This window comes from Acetivibrio mesophilus (assembly GCF_004102745.1).
Lineage (GTDB): Bacteria > Bacillota > Clostridia > Acetivibrionales > Acetivibrionaceae > Hungateiclostridium > Hungateiclostridium mesophilum.
The window spans coordinates 66,400-83,642 of record NZ_RLII01000012.1; the positions used below are offsets into that span (position 1 = coordinate 66,400).

At 39.4% G+C, this 17,243-nt stretch carries 16 protein-coding genes; 12 read left to right on the forward strand and 4 right to left on the reverse strand.

Annotated elements, in window-relative coordinates; translation table 11 throughout:
* Window positions 1-70 precede the first annotated feature (70 nt).
* A complete protein-coding gene (gene pheA / locus EFD62_RS10320; protein ID WP_069195542.1) occupies window positions 71-907 on the reverse strand; it encodes a prephenate dehydratase in 837 nt (278 codons plus the stop codon).
* A 422-nt stretch (window positions 908-1,329) separates the two neighbouring features.
* Here pheA and EFD62_RS10325 point away from each other — a divergent pair, with 422 nt between their 5' ends.
* The 9 genes from EFD62_RS10325 (at window position 1,330) to EFD62_RS10365 (ending at window position 10,062) form a co-directional block, all read left to right on the forward strand.
* Window positions 1,330-1,656, forward strand: a complete 327-nt coding sequence (locus tag EFD62_RS10325; RefSeq protein WP_069195541.1) for a hypothetical protein — start codon at window positions 1,330-1,332, stop codon at window positions 1,654-1,656.
* On the forward strand, window positions 1,643-3,598 hold the full coding sequence (locus tag EFD62_RS10330) for a V-type ATP synthase subunit I (protein WP_069195540.1): 1,956 nt from the start codon (window positions 1,643-1,645) through the stop codon (window positions 3,596-3,598). The genes EFD62_RS10325 and EFD62_RS10330 overlap by 14 nt, the downstream gene beginning before the upstream one ends.
* A 16-nt stretch (window positions 3,599-3,614) precedes the next feature.
* Window positions 3,615-4,082 (forward strand): V-type ATP synthase subunit K, encoded by a 468-nt coding sequence (locus tag EFD62_RS10335; protein ID WP_069195539.1) that lies wholly within the window; start codon window positions 3,615-3,617, stop codon window positions 4,080-4,082.
* Between the two features lie 27 nt (window positions 4,083-4,109).
* Window positions 4,110-4,706 carry a V-type ATP synthase subunit E gene (locus tag EFD62_RS10340; RefSeq protein WP_069195538.1) on the forward strand — a complete coding sequence of 199 codons (597 nt, stop codon included), beginning with the start codon at window positions 4,110-4,112 and terminating at the stop codon, window positions 4,704-4,706.
* A 36-nt stretch (window positions 4,707-4,742) separates the two neighbouring features.
* Complete coding sequence (locus tag EFD62_RS10345) at window positions 4,743-5,762, forward strand: V-type ATP synthase subunit C (protein WP_069195537.1); 1,020 nt, start codon at window positions 4,743-4,745, stop codon at window positions 5,760-5,762.
* Window positions 5,755-6,075, forward strand: a complete 321-nt coding sequence (locus EFD62_RS10350) for a V-type ATP synthase subunit F (RefSeq protein WP_069195536.1) — start codon at window positions 5,755-5,757, stop codon at window positions 6,073-6,075. The genes EFD62_RS10345 and EFD62_RS10350 overlap by 8 nt, the downstream gene beginning before the upstream one ends.
* A gap of 50 nt (window positions 6,076-6,125) precedes the next feature.
* Entirely contained in the window at window positions 6,126-7,895 is a 1,770-nt protein-coding gene (locus EFD62_RS10355) for a V-type ATP synthase subunit A (protein WP_128706074.1), read from the forward strand.
* Window position 7,896: 1 nt separating this feature from the next.
* On the forward strand, window positions 7,897-9,282 hold the full coding sequence (locus EFD62_RS10360; protein ID WP_069195534.1) for a V-type ATP synthase subunit B: 1,386 nt from the start codon (window positions 7,897-7,899) through the stop codon (window positions 9,280-9,282).
* 111 nt (window positions 9,283-9,393) lie between these two features.
* Window positions 9,394-10,062, forward strand: a complete 669-nt coding sequence (locus EFD62_RS10365) for a V-type ATP synthase subunit D (protein ID WP_069195533.1) — start codon at window positions 9,394-9,396, stop codon at window positions 10,060-10,062.
* Between the two features lie 57 nt (window positions 10,063-10,119).
* Here the strand turns inward: EFD62_RS10365 and abc-f are convergent, their stop codons facing one another.
* From abc-f to EFD62_RS10380, 3 genes are all read right to left on the reverse strand, one after another.
* Entirely contained in the window at window positions 10,120-11,742 is a 1,623-nt protein-coding gene (abc-f, locus tag EFD62_RS10370) for a ribosomal protection-like ABC-F family protein (protein WP_069195532.1), read from the reverse strand.
* Between the two features lie 357 nt (window positions 11,743-12,099).
* A complete protein-coding gene (locus tag EFD62_RS10375) occupies window positions 12,100-12,630 on the reverse strand; it encodes a dockerin type I repeat-containing protein (RefSeq protein WP_069195531.1) in 531 nt (176 codons plus the stop codon).
* 361 nt (window positions 12,631-12,991) lie between these two features.
* On the reverse strand, window positions 12,992-13,522 hold the full coding sequence (locus EFD62_RS10380; protein ID WP_128706082.1) for a dockerin type I repeat-containing protein: 531 nt from the start codon (window positions 13,520-13,522) through the stop codon (window positions 12,992-12,994).
* Window positions 13,523-13,900: 378 nt separating this feature from the next.
* Between EFD62_RS10380 and EFD62_RS10385 the strand changes: the two genes are divergently transcribed.
* The 3 genes from EFD62_RS10385 (at window position 13,901) to EFD62_RS10395 (ending at window position 17,207) form a co-directional block, all read left to right on the forward strand.
* Window positions 13,901-14,818 (forward strand): acyl-CoA dehydratase activase-related protein, encoded by a 918-nt coding sequence (locus EFD62_RS10385; protein WP_128706075.1) that lies wholly within the window; start codon window positions 13,901-13,903, stop codon window positions 14,816-14,818.
* Between the two features lie 4 nt (window positions 14,819-14,822).
* Window positions 14,823-15,944 (forward strand): hypothetical protein, encoded by a 1,122-nt coding sequence (locus EFD62_RS10390; RefSeq protein ID WP_128706076.1) that lies wholly within the window; start codon window positions 14,823-14,825, stop codon window positions 15,942-15,944.
* A 297-nt stretch (window positions 15,945-16,241) separates the two neighbouring features.
* Window positions 16,242-17,207 (forward strand): helix-turn-helix transcriptional regulator, encoded by a 966-nt coding sequence (locus EFD62_RS10395; RefSeq protein WP_069195527.1) that lies wholly within the window; start codon window positions 16,242-16,244, stop codon window positions 17,205-17,207.
* The last annotated feature ends 36 nt before the right edge of the window (window positions 17,208-17,243 follow it).

Below are 17,243 nucleotides of genomic sequence, written 5' to 3' on the forward strand. Positions count from 1 at the left end.
ATATATTATACCACAAAATATACCTCGGTACCGAATTTCCCAAAAAACGAAAAAACTAAATCTTTGAAAATTAGCGCCGTGTTTCAAACTCCGGATAAGACCCTAAAAACTTATAAAAGGAAGTCTTTCTTTTTACCATTGTAAGTGCATCCCTCACATCTTCATCCTCCACATGGCCGTTTATATCCACAAAAAATATGTACTTCCCCAACTCGTTTTTGGCAGGTCTTGATTCTATTCGCGTCATGTTTATATCCCACAGGCTAAATATGTCCAGTATCCTGTAAAGGCTACCCGGCCTGTTTTCTGTGGAAAAAACTATGGAGGTTTTATTCCTTGCAGCCCTCTGGGCCTCTTCCTTCGAAATTATTACAAACCTGGTAAGATTATTATCGCTATCCTGAATGGATTCTTTAAGGACCTGAAGTCCATATTCTGTCGCCGCAGCCAAAGACCCCACAGCTGCCATATTCCCTTCCCCATGTGCAACCTCCTTTGCTGCCTGTGCAGTACTATATACATATTTTATAACTGCATGGGGAAAGGCAGAATTTAGATACTTCCTGCACTGTCCAATGGGCTGGGGGTGAGAAAGGATATACTTTATATCTTCAATATTCGTGCCCTTTCTTGCCATAAGATTCTGCTTTATCGCAATAACAGCTTCCGCCTTGATCTTGAGATCCACATCCGCTGCAAGCATATCCATCGTAGTACTTACAGCTCCCTCCAGAGAGTTCTCGATAGGTACAATAGCTTCATCAATCTCGTCGTTTTCCACCGCCATAATTAGCTCCACCATAGTGTTGTAATCGACTTCGACAAAGTCATTGCTTCCTTTGGTATATGTAAACATCGCCTCCTGTGAGAATGTCCCCTTAGGCCCCAAAAAACCGATTTTAATCATAAAACACTCCTCGTATTATTTTGCACACTTTTTAATATAAGCCAAATTAATTATCGGTACTCTTCCGATTATCTCATAATATAATAACATCATTTTTTCTTTTTTCCAACCGAAATACGACTTATAACCTCGGTTCAAAGAAAATTTTTTCGGCTATAACGACAGCAAAATAAAATGTAATTTTTTGCTGATTATCTTGATATATATTTTTTATAATGCTATTATTTATATTAAGTTTTTTATCAATTTTTAACGATATATTATTAGTCTCAATGGCGAGTCTAACCTAAACCAATGCCCAAACGAGTGTATTAATATCCTGTATTTAAGTATGTGGAAAAAGTATTTAAGCAGTAGACATTTTAACAACAGCATAAATTGAAGTCGGCGGGAAATAAATACATATACAAGGTGGTGATTTGGTGTCGATTGATATTATTAAATCCATTAAGCAATCTGAAGCTGAAGCCGAACAGATTAAAAAGCAATCCCATGAAGACGCCCGGCAAATCCTCTCAGAAGCAAGCAATCAATCTTACAAGCTTCTTGAACAGACTCAGGAAGATGCAGAAAAAGAAGCAAAAAAGATTATTCAGGAAGCCGAAAAGCAAGCAAACGCCGAGATTGAAAAATTTGCCGCAGAAGTATCTTCCGAGTGTGATGCTATAAAGTCAAACGCCAGGAAGAAGCTGGACAAGGCGGTGGAGATAATCATAGGAAGGATAGTGAGCCCCAATGGCAATAGTTAAAATGAATAAAATCTCTCTTATAGGGCTTGAATCAGACAAGGAGCGCATCCTTGAGAACCTTATGAAATTAGGCGTTGTTGAGATTACAGACCCAAAGGAAAAGATATCTTCTGACGAATGGAAAGACCTGGTGGATGTAGACGGTGACGGCGAAAGCGTCTCAGGGCTCGATGCTCAGATTGACAGAGTGTCGGCCATTATTGACTATCTGGACAAATTTGACACACGCAAAAAACCTCTCTTTTCATCCAAACGTGATATCAATGCCAGTGAATTAAACATGATTTTGCAAAATCAGGATAAGCTCTGGTCTGTTATTAACAGTATTAACGAATATGAAGAAATGCTGTCAAACTTAAAAGCAGAAAAGAACAAGAACTCAAACCTGATTTTAAGTCTTAGACCGTGGGAAGCTTTAGACATCCCCCTTGATTTGACATCGACTGCGTCTTCCACGGTTTTAATCGGTGTTGTGCCGGAAATGGCAGATACTGATAAAATAAAGCAGGATCTTTCTGACACAGTGCCAGAAAGCTACTGTGAGGTTTTGGGCAAAGACAAGGAGCAAAGCTATCTTCTTATTATATATTTAAGCAGTAAAGAAGAAGATGCTCTGAATGTATTAAAGCAGTACGGGTTCTCCAAGGTAACCTTTAAAGACCTTTCCGGAACTGTAAAACACAATATCAGTCAAGCTTCTAAAACCATAGAAAAAATAGACAAGGATATCGAGGATATTGAAAAAAAGATAGCCTCCTATGTAAGATATAAGGATGACCTGGAGATTCTCCACGATCACTTGGCTATTGAAAGAGAACGAAAGAGTGTGCTTGTGAATCTGCTCAAAACCAATAAGGTATTCATGCTCGAAGGATGGCTCCCGGAAAATTCATCGGAGCAAGTGAAAACCCTCTTGGAAAAAAGCAGTGATTGCTTCATAGAAATTATCAAGCCAGGAGAAGATGAAGAATTCCCTGTGCTGCTTGCCAATAAAGCCTTTCCAAGTTCTGTAGAATCAATAACAAATATGTACAGTGTGCCAAACTCTAAAGAGCTTGACCCCAACGCCATAATGGCTCCCTTTTTTATACTGTTTTTCGGGCTTATGTTAAGTGACGGCGGTTACGGTGCAATAATGACCATCCTTGCAGGTATAATTCTTAAGGCGTTTAAGCTTGACGAAGGCACCAAAAAGTTCATGAGGCTCATGGTTTATTGTGGCATTTCGACAATGCTCTGGGGTCTACTTTTCGGTGGTTGGTTTGGTATTCCGAACATACCGGCATTGTGGTTCAATCCTTCTGAAGACCCGGAATTGCTGCTCAGTTACTCGCTACTCTTTGGTGCCATTCACATATATGTGGGTCTTGGAGTTCGCGGCGCAAACCTTATCAAGGATAAAAAATACCTTGATGCAGTTTTTGATGTGCTGTTCTGGTATATATTGTTTACGGGATTCATATTATTTGTACTTCCCTATATTCCAAAGGTTGATGCCGAAAGTGTAACCGGCCTGGTAAATCTAGGCAAGTATCTCATGGTAATTGGTGCGGCTCTTTTGATTTTGACCCAAGGCCGGGACAAGAAAAATATTTTTGCAAAGCTTATAGGCGGTGTTTCAAGCCTTTACGATCTTGTAAGCTTTATGAGTGATGTTTTATCCTACTCAAGGCTTCTTGCCCTTGGTCTTGCCACTTCGGTTATTGCATCCATCGTCAACCAGATGGCGACAATGTTCGGCTTCAATAATATTCTAAAAATTATCGCTGTAGTTGCTATTCTGGCCTTTGGGCACATATTCAACTTTGCAATCAATGCTCTCGGGGCCTATGTTCACTCTTGCAGATTGCAGTATATTGAGTTTTTTGGAAAGTTCTATAAGGGCGGAGGTACAGCCTTTGAGCCCTTTAAAGCAAAAACAAAATATATAAATCTAAAATAACAGGAGGTAATTCATTATGTTGGAAATTATTAGTGGAAATTTCTTTGCAATTTTCGGAGCAGCAATAGCCTTTATCTTTGCAGGTTTTGGTTCCTCCAAAGGTGTTGGTTTGGCTGGTGAAGCCGGTGCAGGTGTTTTAACTGAAGACCCGGGTAAATTTGGTCCGGTAATGGTACTTCAGGCACTTCCCAGTACCCAGGCAATCTATGCTTTCGTTATCGCATTCCTTACCATTCAGAAAGTAGTAGCAGGTGACTCTTTGTCAATTGCAGAAGGTTTTATCCTTTTCGCCGGTTGTATTCCTATCGGTTTTGTCGGCTGGATTTCAGGAATTTTCCAAGGCAGAGTTGCTGCTGCAGGAATAAACATGATAGCTAAAAGGCCCGAAGGTCTTGGAAGGGCTATAGTAATGGCACTTATGGTTGAGATGTTTGCTATCTTGGGCTTCATAGTGTCAATATTAATGATTGGTAAAGTAGCATAAGATATTATATAAAAGGGAGTGTTCCCCATGGCAGGAGTAGAAAAATTGAAGGAAAGGATACTTGAGGAAGCACGTGCTCAGGCAGAGGCAAATATCAAGCGTGCTCAGGAAGAGGCTTCGAAAATAATCGCGGCAGCCCAAAATGATGCCGACGCTAAAAAAGCACAGATCCTTGAGAAAGCAAAAAATGAAGCCGTGGATGTTAAAAAAAGGCTTAAAGCAATGGCTGAGCTAGAAGCAAGAAAGAAGAAGCTTCAGGCTAGGCAGGAAGTTGTTGACGAAGCATTCAATAAAACCCTCGAGAAGCTAAACAGCTTGCCTGACAAGGAATATGAAGAAATAATCTCTCGAATGGTAGTAAGTTCCATAGAAAGCGGATCTGAAGAGATTATACTCTCCCCTAGGGATAAGCAAAGAATCTCTGCCGGTTTTATAGAAGGCATAAATAAAAAACTATCTCAAAGAGGTATTGACGGAAAAATAAGACTTTCTGAGGAGACTAAAAATATAAGCGGAGGCTTTATATTAAAATCCGGTAATATTGAAATAAACAACTCCTTCGAAGCAGTTATAAGGATGAAAAGAGAAGAGGTAGAAGCCGAAGTAATAAAAGCACTATTCTAAAGCTGCTTAAAATTTGCAAAGAAGGAGGGATGGAAATTGCCAAAGCTTAAAAAAATCGATGAAACAAAATATGTATATGCAGTCTCACGGATACGCGCCATTGAAAAACGGCTTTTAGATAAAATAAGGCTTGACAGAATGGTGGAAGCAAAGTCCGCGGATGAATCGCTTAGGGTCTTGCTTGAAGCCGGTTACGGCAATGGAGACAATGATCTCAAAAGCATATTTGAATATGAAAACATTTTAAAGGAAGAACACAAAAAAGTGTATAGCCTATTAAATGAGCTTGCTCCTGAACAGGAGATCATAAATATGTTTTTGCTTACAAATGACTACCATAATGTAAAGGTAATTCTAAAGGCGGAATTCTCCGATCAGGACGAGTCTTCCCTTCTGATTGAACCGGGTTCCATTCCTGCTAGCGAGTTAAAGCTTATGATCAAGGACAGAAACATGTCTAAAATGCCTTCCATTATGAGAAAAGCAGTGGAAGAGGTCATAGACACCTATAGCAGGACCAGTGATCCCCAGATAATAGACCTGATTTTGGACAAAGCGAATTATACTCATATGAAGAGCATTTCAGCCTCTTTGGATAATAAGTTCATAAATCAACTGATTGTGATGCTTATAGATCTCAGAAATATTAATATTTTTCTCAGGGTCAAAAACCTTGGAAAATCATGGGATTTTCTCCAAAAGATTCTCATTCGGGGTGGAGATATTGACACTAAGGTATTTATTCAAAACTTCGATGCGCCCCTAGAAAGCTTTATCGAAGAGCTGAAGTTCACCCAATACGGTTCCTTGCTTGAGGAGGGAATTGACAGCCTTAGGAGTACAGGAAGCCTTACCAAATTTGAAAAACTGTCGGATAACTTTACAACCTCCTATATCAAAAAGGCAAAATATATTACCTTTGGCATTGAGCCTTTGATTGGATACCTTATGGCAAAGGAAACGGAGATTAAAAATGCAAGAATCATTATGGTAGGTAAAATAAACAATATTTCTAATGATGTCATTAGAGAAAGGCTGAGAGAGTCTTATGTATAAAGTAGGAGTTATTGGAGATAAAGACAGTATTTTAGGATTTAAAGCCCTTGGTATGTCGGTATTTCCCGTTACAAGCGCTGCAGAGGCGCAAGAGACGATTGACGAAATTGCCGCTATGCAGTACGCGGTTATATACATCACAGAGCAGTTTGCAAAGGATATCGTCTCTACAATAGACAAATACAAGGATCATAGATTTCCTGCCATTATACTCATTCCCGGCAATCAGGGTTCTCTGGGTATCGGTATGATGAGCGTTAAAAAGAGTGTAGAACGAGCTGTGGGTGCTGACATACTTTTTAAGGATGAATAATTATTGTTTGACTTTGAGGTTAAAACTTTTTTTGAAAGAAGGGATAAATCGTGAGCCAGGGAACAATAGTTAAAGTCTCCGGGCCTCTGGTAATTGCCGAAGGCATGAGAGATGCAAACATGTTTGACGTTGTACGTGTAAGCGAACATCGTTTGATTGGTGAAATAATTGAAATGCATGGAGATAGAGCTTCCATCCAGGTATACGAGGAAACCGCAGGCTTAGGCCCCGGCGAACCGGTGGTTTCTACCGGTGCACCCCTAAGCGTTGAGCTGGGTCCTGGGCTTATTGAGAATATTTTTGACGGTATTCAAAGACCTCTTGTAACAATCAGGGAAATGGTGGGCAGCAATATAACAAGAGGTATTGATGTTACTTCCCTCGACAGAAAAAAGAAGTGGAAGTTTGAGCCTACCGTAAAAAAAGGTGCCAAAGTAGCTGCTGGCGACATAATAGGTAAGGTTCAGGAAACTCCAATCGTAGAGCACAGGATAATGGTCCCCCACGGAGTACAAGGTACAATTGAAGAGATAACGGGCGGAAGCTTCACTGTGGAGGAAGCCGTTGCAAAGGTTCGAACTGAAAACAAAGAGTTGGTTGAAATTCGCATGATGCAGAAATGGCCGGTACGTGTGGGCCGTCCATATAAGGAAAAGCTCCCACCCACCACTCCCCTTGTCACAGGTCAAAGGGTTATCGACACTCTCTTCCCCTTGGCAAAAGGTGGAGTTGCAGCAGTACCCGGTCCCTTCGGAAGCGGTAAAACCGTAGTTCAGCATCAGCTTGCAAAATGGGCTGACGCAGAAATAGTTATCTATATAGGATGTGGAGAACGCGGAAACGAAATGACCGACGTTTTAAGGGAATTTCCGGAGCTTAAAGACCCAAGAACTGGCGAATCTCTTATGAAGAGAACCGTTCTTATTGCAAATACATCAGACATGCCTGTTGCTGCCAGAGAAGCATCCATTTATACAGGCATGACTATTGCAGAATATTTCAGGGATATGGGCTACAGTGTGGCATTAATGGCAGACTCCACCTCCCGTTGGGCAGAAGCGTTGAGGGAAATGTCCGGCCGACTCGAAGAAATGCCTGGTGAAGAAGGTTATCCGGCGTATCTAAGTTCAAGGCTTGCCCAGTTCTATGAAAGGGCTGGAAGAGTTGTATGTCTTGGCACCGAAGGCAGAGAAGGTGCTCTGACAGCCATCGGCGCCGTATCACCTCCCGGTGGTGACATTTCCGAGCCTGTTACCCAAGCTACACTGAGGATTATCAAAGTGTTCTGGGGACTTGATTCAAGTCTTGCCTACCGACGTCATTTCCCTGCAATAAACTGGTTGCAGAGCTACTCGCTGTACCTTGATATCCTTGATAAATGGATTAATGAAAATGTTTCCAGAGACTGGAATTCATTGAGGTCCGACACAATGCGCATCCTTCAAGAAGAATCGGAACTCGAAGAAATCGTTCGACTGGTGGGTGTCGATGCCCTGTCACCTTCCGACAGACTTACTTTGGAAGCTGCCAAGTCGGTACGTGAGGACTATCTTCACCAGAATGCCTTCCATGAAGTGGATACCTATACCTCGTTGAATAAGCAGTACAGAATGTTAAAACTCATACTGGGATTCTATTACAGCGGCAAAAAAGCCTTAGATGCAGGAGTGAGTATCAAAGAATTATTTGAGCTTCCTGTCAGGGAAAAAATAGGAAGAGCAAAATACACACCTGAAGAACAGGTAAACAGCCATTTCAATGAAATAGAAAGCGAGCTCAATAACCAAATAGAAGCCCTCATCTCAAAGGAGGTGCAATAAAATGCTAAAGGAGTACAGAACAATATCCGAGGTTGCCGGTCCTTTGATGCTTGTACAGAAGGTTGAAGGTGTTAAATATGGTGAACTCGGTGAAATAGAGTTGGCAAACGGTGAAATCAGAAGATGCAAGGTATTGGAAGTTGACGGAGAAAATGCATTGGTGCAGCTCTTTGAGAGCTCTGCAGGTATAAACGTTGCTACAAGTAAAGTAAGATTTTTGGGAAGAAGTATTGAGCTTCCCGTATCACTGGATATGCTCGGAAGAGTATTCAGCGGTATGGGTAAGCCATTGGACGGCGGTCCGAACATTATTCCCGATACAAGACTTGACATAAACGGTCTTCCTATGAATCCGGCCGCAAGAAACTACCCTTCGGAGTTTATACAGACGGGAGTGTCCGCCATTGATGGACTAAACACTTTGGTTCGCGGTCAGAAACTTCCCATATTTTCCGGTTCGGGTCTTCCCCATGCCCAACTTGCCGCACAGATTGCAAGGCAGGCAAAGGTTCTGGGTACAGACAGTAAATTTGCCGTTGTGTTTGCAGCCGTGGGTATTACCTTTGAAGAATCCGACTACTTTATCAGCGACTTTAAGAGGACCGGTGCCATAGATCGTACAGTACTGTTTATAAACCTGGCAAACGACCCTGCCATCGAACGTATTTCAACCCCTCGTATGGCACTGACAGCAGCGGAGTACCTTGCTTTTGAGAAAGGCATGCACGTGCTTGTTATAATTACCGACATAACCAACTATGCAGAGGCCCTCCGTGAAGTATCTGCCGCAAGAAAGGAAGTTCCCGGCAGAAGAGGTTACCCGGGTTATCTTTATACGGACCTTGCTACAATATACGAAAGAGCCGGAAGGAAGATTGATAGTGAGGGTAGTATTACCCTTATCCCAATACTTACAATGCCTGAGGATGACAAGACTCATCCTATCCCCGACCTCACCGGATATATAACCGAGGGTCAGATTATCCTAAGCAGAGAGCTTCACCGCAAGGGCGTAATGCCTCCAATAGACGTACTTCCATCCCTGTCTCGTCTTAAAGATAAGGGAATCGGTAAAGGCAAAACCCGTGAAGACCATGCGGATACAATGAATCAGCTTTTCGCCGCTTACGCAAGGGGTAAGGAAGCAAAGGAATTGGCTGTAATTCTCGGAGATGCTGCCCTTTCCGATACGGATAAGCTATATGCCAAATTTGCGGATGCTTTTGAAAAGGAATATGTATCCCAGGGCTTTGACGAAGACAGAACTATTGAAAAAACCCTTGAAATCGGCTGGAAGCTGCTTTCAATACTGCCTAGATCAGAGCTCAAACGTATACGGGATGAATACCTTGATAAATATTTGCCCAAAGCATCAGAGAATAAATAACCTGTGCTTTTTACGAGGCTTATTTAGGGTATTATTTATTCCAGAGCTTTTATTTTCAGACTTAAGAAGAAAGCTTATTGCTGTCTTCTTAATATTAAGGAGAGAATCACTATGGGAATTATGCGTGTAAACCCGACCAGAATGGAGCTTTCCCGACTCAAGAAAAGGCTGCAGGTTGCCCGCAGAGGTCACAAGTTGTTAAAGGATAAGCTGGATGAACTCATGAAGCAGTTTCTTGACCTGGTGAGAAAAAACAAAGAGCTCCGTGAAAAGGTTGAAGAAATGCTGATGAAAGTTCACCAGGACTTTCTCATAGCTAGAGCCGTTATGTCATCAGAAGGGCTTGATGCTGCGCTTATGCTTCCAAAGCAGAGCATAAGCCTTGACGTGTCCACCAAGAATATCATGAGCGTGGAAGTACCTATACTGAATTTTACCACTTCAAGCTCCGACGAAAGCGACATATATCCTTATGGATTTGCCTCAACTTCCGGAGAGCTTGACGGGGCCATCTCCACCCTTTCCCAGGTGCTTCCTTACATGCTTGAGCTTGCACAGATGGAAAAATCATCACAGCTTCTTGCACAGGAAATCGAAAAAACAAGAAGAAGGGTTAATGCCCTTGAATATGTAATGATCCCTCAGTTGACGGATACGATAAAATATATATCCATGAAGCTGGACGAAAATGAAAGAGGAAACATCACCAGACTTATGAAGGTAAAGGATATGATGTTGAAGCAAGCCCATGATTATGCAGCGGGACATAATGGAGCTTAGGAGTAAAGTAAAAGCCGCCTGCCAATGAAATTATCTTAGAATTGGCAGGCGGTATATTTATATTTTCCCCAACATAGACGCAAGGCTTCGATATTCTTCTTCAAGAGCCTCCTTATCAGCCCCGGGAATCGATAGCTTTGATGCTATTTCAGCCATCTTCATTCTAATTAGAATCTGTTCCGTCTCATCTTTGGCCTTTTTCGGAGTTTCATTTGTCCGTTGTCTATATTCTTCGAGACTTCCTTCATACTCGGTTATAGTATGGTTTTCAAATACAAGCAAGTGGTCAGCAACAGCATTTACAAAGGCGCTGTCGTGGGAGACAAAGAGAATTGTTCCCTCATACTCGCAAAGGACATTCTCCAATGCTTCCATAGAGGTCATATCAAGATAATTTGTCGGTTCATCCAAAAGCAAAACATTGGCATCGGAGACAAAGAGCTTTGCAAAGGAAACCTTCACCTTCTCTCCTCCGCTCAAGCACCCCACCTTTTTATTTACATCATCATTCCTTATTAATAGGCGTGCCAGTATTGTTCTCGCTACAGTCTGATTCTGGACACTATTCCTCATCACATTTTCCAGTACGGACTTATTATAATCGAGGTTTTCAAAGTCTTGATGAAAATATCCGATTTTTGCCTTAGGCGCAATATATATGCTCCTATCGGCATTTTTGTAAATCAGGTTCAGCAATGTACTCTTTCCTGTTCCGTTTTCACCCCACATGGCAGTTTTTGAACCGTTCAATACCTTAAACCCAGCTTTATCAAATACTTTTTTGCTGCCATAGCTGAAGGATAGCCTGTCAGCAGAGATAACAACCTTGCTTTCCGGTGGATTGGTCAGAGAAAAATCCAGCTTGATTTTCGGTATTTCCTTCGGTTTTTCCTTTACCTCGAGTTTATCGAGACGAGTTTTTAAGCTGTTTGCTGCATTATTGATTTTTTGCTGCTTTTGGGTAGTTTCCCTTTTGTGAAGCCTCGCCTCGGAATTGCCCATTCTTTTCGGAGCTTTCCTCATGGATTTTGACCGATTTTGCCTGTCCATTATTGCCTCTTGGATACTTGACTTTTCATAGATATACTTTTCATACTCCAGAAGTTCACGATTATGCTCCATCTCACTTTGTTTCTTATAGAATGAATAGTTGCCGTTATAGAACTTCAGCTTTCCGTCCCTTACCTCAATTATTTTATTGCAAAGGCTGTCAAGCAAGAGCCTATCATGACTTACCATCACAAACGACTCCACCCTTAGGAGTTTTTGCTTTAAAAGTTCAATTCCCTTATAGTCAAGATTTGCCGTAGGCTCATCCGCAAACACCAGAAGATTTTCACCATTAAAGGCGTTGGCAATTTTGATTCTGGTTTTTTCTCCCCCGCTAAAGACATTTTGATGCACCTTCTGAGACAGGTTAAATTCCTTTAACAGCTTTTTATCTGCATAAATGCTTTCATCGGAAAACTGACGGATATATGCTATATCACAAAATTGTCTCACAAACCCCTGATCCGGTTCTATCTCCTTTGCCAAAATATTCATAAGCGTAGTCTTACCGGAACCGTTTTGCCCTATTATACCGATTTTGTCACCGGAATAAATCTTCAAATCATCAATTTCAATAATAAGCCTGTCACTAAAGTACTTCTTTATATTTGACGCTTCCAATATAAGCATAAAAAAATCTCTCCTTTCACCTTTTTGAGTGTGCCGGAAAGATACAAAAAGCATAATACCCGCTAAAGCAGCAAGGCATTAACTGTATGACAAAGATATTTATAGCTAATCCGGCACAAAACAAGAGCATCATGCTCTCTTTAAAATCAAAATGATTTTTTGCCAAATTAGCCAATCCTCATCGTTAAAATACCTTACCCTTTCTTAATATTTAATTTCATTTTATCCTATTTTAAGCAGTAAATCAATATCTATATTAAAATCTATATTAAATTTAAAATCCCCTCCAGATAAGGATTTTATCCAGAAGGGATTTTTTATCATACTATTAGTTATTTTATACTATAACTGTTACTCTTAAGGGCATACTGGAAAATGGTCTCTTTTACCTTTCACATATGAATTTATATATGACGCATCAAGAGAATCTACAAGGCCATCACCATCTACATCCGCAGCAACATACTGTCTAAAAGTCAAAGTAGTTTTTAAAAGGATATAGTCTTTAACTATTCTAAGATCCTCTTCTGTTACCAACTGATCTCCGTTAACATCTCCATAATAAACTGTGTATGTTGCTCCTGCTGGGAAAGAGGATATTGCCCTAAGAATATAGTCTCTAATCAAATAAGCATCCAACATTGTAACAGCACCATCATAGTTTACATCTGCAGCTATGTACTGCAATTGATTTGTAAACGGTTGCGTATTGTTAATTTCAGCATATAATAATGCAAGGTCTAAAGAATCAATTGAACCATCCAAGTCTACGTCACCGATAAGTACTGTAGTGCTGCATTGATGTCCTGCATATGCCGTCATAGCGCCGCCAAATACTACCATGGCAATGCTTAAAACTACTGTTAAGAGTGCAATTCTTTTTTTCATACACATTCCCCTTTCTTTTTTCTTTGATTTTTTAGTTTATTTATTGAAAGCCGGCCGCCTATCAATCAATATTGCGTTTAAAAGCTGCATTGTCTATACTCAGGAATACATAATAGCTTCATTTATGTGTATATTATATCTTCAAATAATTAATATATCATGCTAATTATACTATATCCTATATTTTGACATATTTTTACCTTCTAGGAAACAATTCGTTACCTCTTTTAATCTACATAAATGCTTTTAAGCAATAAATCAATATGCATATCACGTTAAAAGTCCCCTCCGGATGAGGATTTTTTATCCGGAAGGGACTTTTTATCATACTATTAGTTATTTTATACTGTAGTTGTTACCCTTAAGGGCATACTGGGAAATGCTGAATTTGTTCATTTATATGTTGAGTAATATATGCCAGATCAAGGGAATTTACATAACCATCACCATCTACATCTGCGGCAACAAACTGTCTAAAAGTTAAACTAGTTTTACCAAGAATGTAATCACTAACTACTTTTTGATCGGCTGTTGTTACCAACTGATCTCCGTTAAGATCTCCATAATATACTGTGTAAGTTGCACCTGCTGGGAAAGAGGATATTTTTCCTAGAATATAGTCCGCGAGTATGTTAACATCCTGCATTGTAATAGCAGCATCATAGTTTACATCTGCAGCTATATACTGCAATTGATTTGCTAAAGGTACGGCATAATATACTTCATTATACAATAATGCATAGTCTAAAGAGTTAATTGAACCATCCAAGTTTACGTCACCGATAAGTACTGTAGTGCTGCATTGATGTCCTGCATATGCTGTCATGGCGCCTCCAAATACTACCATGGCAATGCTTAAAACTACTGTTAAGAGTGCAATTCTTTTTTTCATACACATTCCCCTTTCTTTTTCCTTCGATTTTTTTAGTTTATTTATTGAAGTCGGCCGACTATCAATCAACATTAAACTGCATTTAAAAGCTCCATTGTCTATACTCAGGAATGCATAACAGCTTGTCTCTATAAGTTATTATATATGCAAAAAATTTGAATGTCATGTTAATTGTACCATTTTCTAAATTCTGACATGTTTTTTGGTGCCCAGTAAACAATTTGTTACCATTTTTTCAATAAAGCAACACCTTGTATGTATTTAACATATTATAAAAGAAGTTATATATTCCCTTCTTTTTGTAAATAATATATAAATGCCTGGGAGATACTGAAAATCCTAAAAAGAGCTTATTTGTTAAAGGAGTTTATCAATTAGATGACGACCATTGGAATACCCAAGGGATTATTTTACTTTGAACACCATCTACTCTGGGAAAGTTTTTTCTATAATTTAGGTTGCGATGTTGAAGTATCTGATGATACCAATAAAGAAATTCTCGACTGTGGTGTAAAATACTGTAGCAATGAAACCTGCCTGCCCGTAAAAGTTTTTCACGGACATGCATACAGTCTTAAGGACAGGGTTGACTATATATTTATACCTAGGTATACAAGCGTTGATAAAAATGAGTATACCTGCCCTAAGTTCTGCGGACTTCCCGATATGACTCTGCTGAATTTAAAAAGGCAATTCAAAGTGCTGGAAGTAAAAATAAATATGGATGCAAAACCCGAAGAAACCCTCAAAAGCCTTCAGGAAATTGCCACAGCCCTAAAAATTAACTATCCTGATGTGGTGGAGGCTTTTAAAGCGGCACTAGAAACATACAATAACAACAAAAGAAATACGGGAATTTCAGAGGCTCATTTAAATAGCAACATCGCCCAAACTGCAATTTCATTATTGGGTCATCCATACATGATCTACGACAGTTATCTAAATATGAAACTAATTGATAAGCTTAAAGCACGAAACATAACCGTCTTCACTCCTCGGGACATTAACCATGAAACCAAGCGAAAGAACGCCTATCCCTTTGAAGGAAAAATCTTCTGGGATGTCGGCTTTGACCTTCTCGGAAGCGCCTTTACTTTTGCCTCATCTCCGGGCATTAAGGGGATGATATACCTCACTCCGTTTGCCTGCGGAGTTGATGCTTTTGTTCTCGAGTTCATCGAAAGGCGGCTCAAAGAGCAATACAACACGCCTCTTCTGAAGCTTACCATTGATGAGCATACGGGAGAAGCAGGATTTGATACAAGACTGGAAGCATTTTTAGATATGATAGGGTGATTATATGAAAATTACATTTCCGCATATGGGAGATTCATATATAGCTGTAAAGGTACTGTTGGAAACTGCAGGAATAGACTATGTTATGCCCCCTATTTCCGACAGGAATCTTCTTGAACAGGGCATATTGCATTCGCCTGAATTTGCCTGCCTTCCTTTCAAGACAATAATGGGCGATTTTATTTACGGCCTTGAGAATGGAGCAGATATGATACTTTTTGGCGGCGGCTGCGGTCAGTGCAGATTTGGCTATTTTGGAAAGCTCCAATCGGAAATATTAAAAAGCATCGGATATAATGTGAATTTTATTTATCTTGACCTCAGCAATATATCTGTGAAAGAAGTGCTGGAAAAAATAAGGCCTCTTACAGAAGGAAAGAGCAAATTGGAGCTTTTAAAAGCGATATTTTGTGCAATTACGGCTGTGTTTAAAGTTGACAGGATAAACAGACTCTCAAGATACACAAGGTGCCGGGAGGTAAACAAGGGAGAGACGGACAGAATAATGTCAGGATTTCATAATGAAATCCAAAATACGAGAGGCTATAAAAGCATAAACGAAATAATTCGTTCCACCGCTAAAAAGCTGCGAAAAATGCCCCTGGACAGAAAGTACAGACCGATTAGGATTTCCCTTGTGGGTGAAATATATGTTGCCGCCCACCCCAGTATAAATTTTGAGATAGAAAGAAAGCTTGGCAACATGGGTGTAGAAGTATATAACACCATGGGCATCAGCTATTGGATTAAAGAGCATTTTATAAAGAAGCTTCTCCCCTTCAAGATAAAAAACAAGAATCATGAAGCGGGAAAGGAATTTATGAATACCGATGATATTGGCGGCCATGGTCTTAGCACCATAGGCGCCTCTATTAGAAGCGCCAAAAAAGGATTTGACGGTGTTGTCCATATATATCCCTTCACCTGCATGCCTGAAATAATTGCTCAAAGTACTTTTAGCGAAGTGCAAAAGAAATATGAAATTCCCATCATTACACTGATAATTGATGAAATGACGGGTGAAGCGGGCTATATGACAAGGCTTGAGGCATTTGTGGATATGATAAAAATGAGAAGGAAACTATCGTTTTCCCCCATGCCCAGATTTTTTTCGCAAAAAGTTTAAAATTTTTTATAAAAACACTAAAGTACTTTTGCTTTTTACTCGATATTATTCCTGTACAAATTAATACTCCCCTATAAAACCCGTTACATTTTCCCTTCTAAATTGAAATGTACGGGCTTTTTTTTACCCTTTCAAAATAAAACCTCTAAACTTCAAGGAAATCCTGGTAATATGTCATTATTAATGGTAGTATAGTGTTGTAATTTGTTTATATTTAAAGCAAATTATCAATATATCGTTCTATAATTTCATAGATAATTAATTTTTGTAAAGAATAATTTTAAGTAGGTGTATACCATGAGCCAGGTTAGTAATGCTTTAAAAATGTATATGCTATTACAGAAAAACGGTAAGATGAAGATTAGTGAAATTGCTTCAATGCTTGAAACGGACGAAAGAACAGTAAGAAGGTACCGGGATGACCTTGAATTCGCAGGAATATATATAGACTCTGAGAGAGGAAAATACGGTGGATATACGCTTAGAAACAATAATTTCCTTTTAGGTCTTAATATTTCGAGTAAGGAGCAATATTCCCTGCAACTCGTGGAAAGATATCTTAAGGACTCTCAACATATCGCCGCCAAAGATATTTCAAGTCTTGTTATAAAAATCAATGCTGCAAATTCTGTTGAAAATGATACTCATGTTAACCTTTACAATCATATGGCAAAGGAAATCGTCTCAAATACAGACCCGGATTTCGAGCGTAAAAAGTTTTTAGATCTCCATGAAGCAGTTCTTTTAAGAAAAAAGATCCGTATTGATTACACTTCTTTAAACTCCGGCAGAAAAACCAGGATAGTGCACCCCTACGCTACTCTAGAGTACAAGAATGATTTATATTTTATAGGTTTTTGTGAATTAAAAGAAGAGATACTGGATTTTAAAATCTGTCGAATCAATAATTACGAGTTATTGAACGAAACTTTCGAAAAGGATGAAAGCTTCAGCCTTGAAAAGTGCATGGAAAACTGTATAGGAATTTATAAGGATAAGGAATATAATATCAAACTAAAAGTAAAGTACCCCATGTCACAGATTGTTAAGGAAAAAATTTGGGTGAGTAATCAGGTGATAACTGATTTAGATGATAAATCTATTATATTTGAGGCTAAAATGAGGGGTCTTACGGAGATAAAAACATGGATTCTTGGTATGGGAGCTAATGTAACTGTGTTAGAGCCTGATGAAGTTGCAGAAGAAATAAAAAATGAAATAAATAAAATGAAAAATTTATATATGTGCAATGATATGTCCTAAATATCATATAAAATTATAATTAGATTGAATTAATGG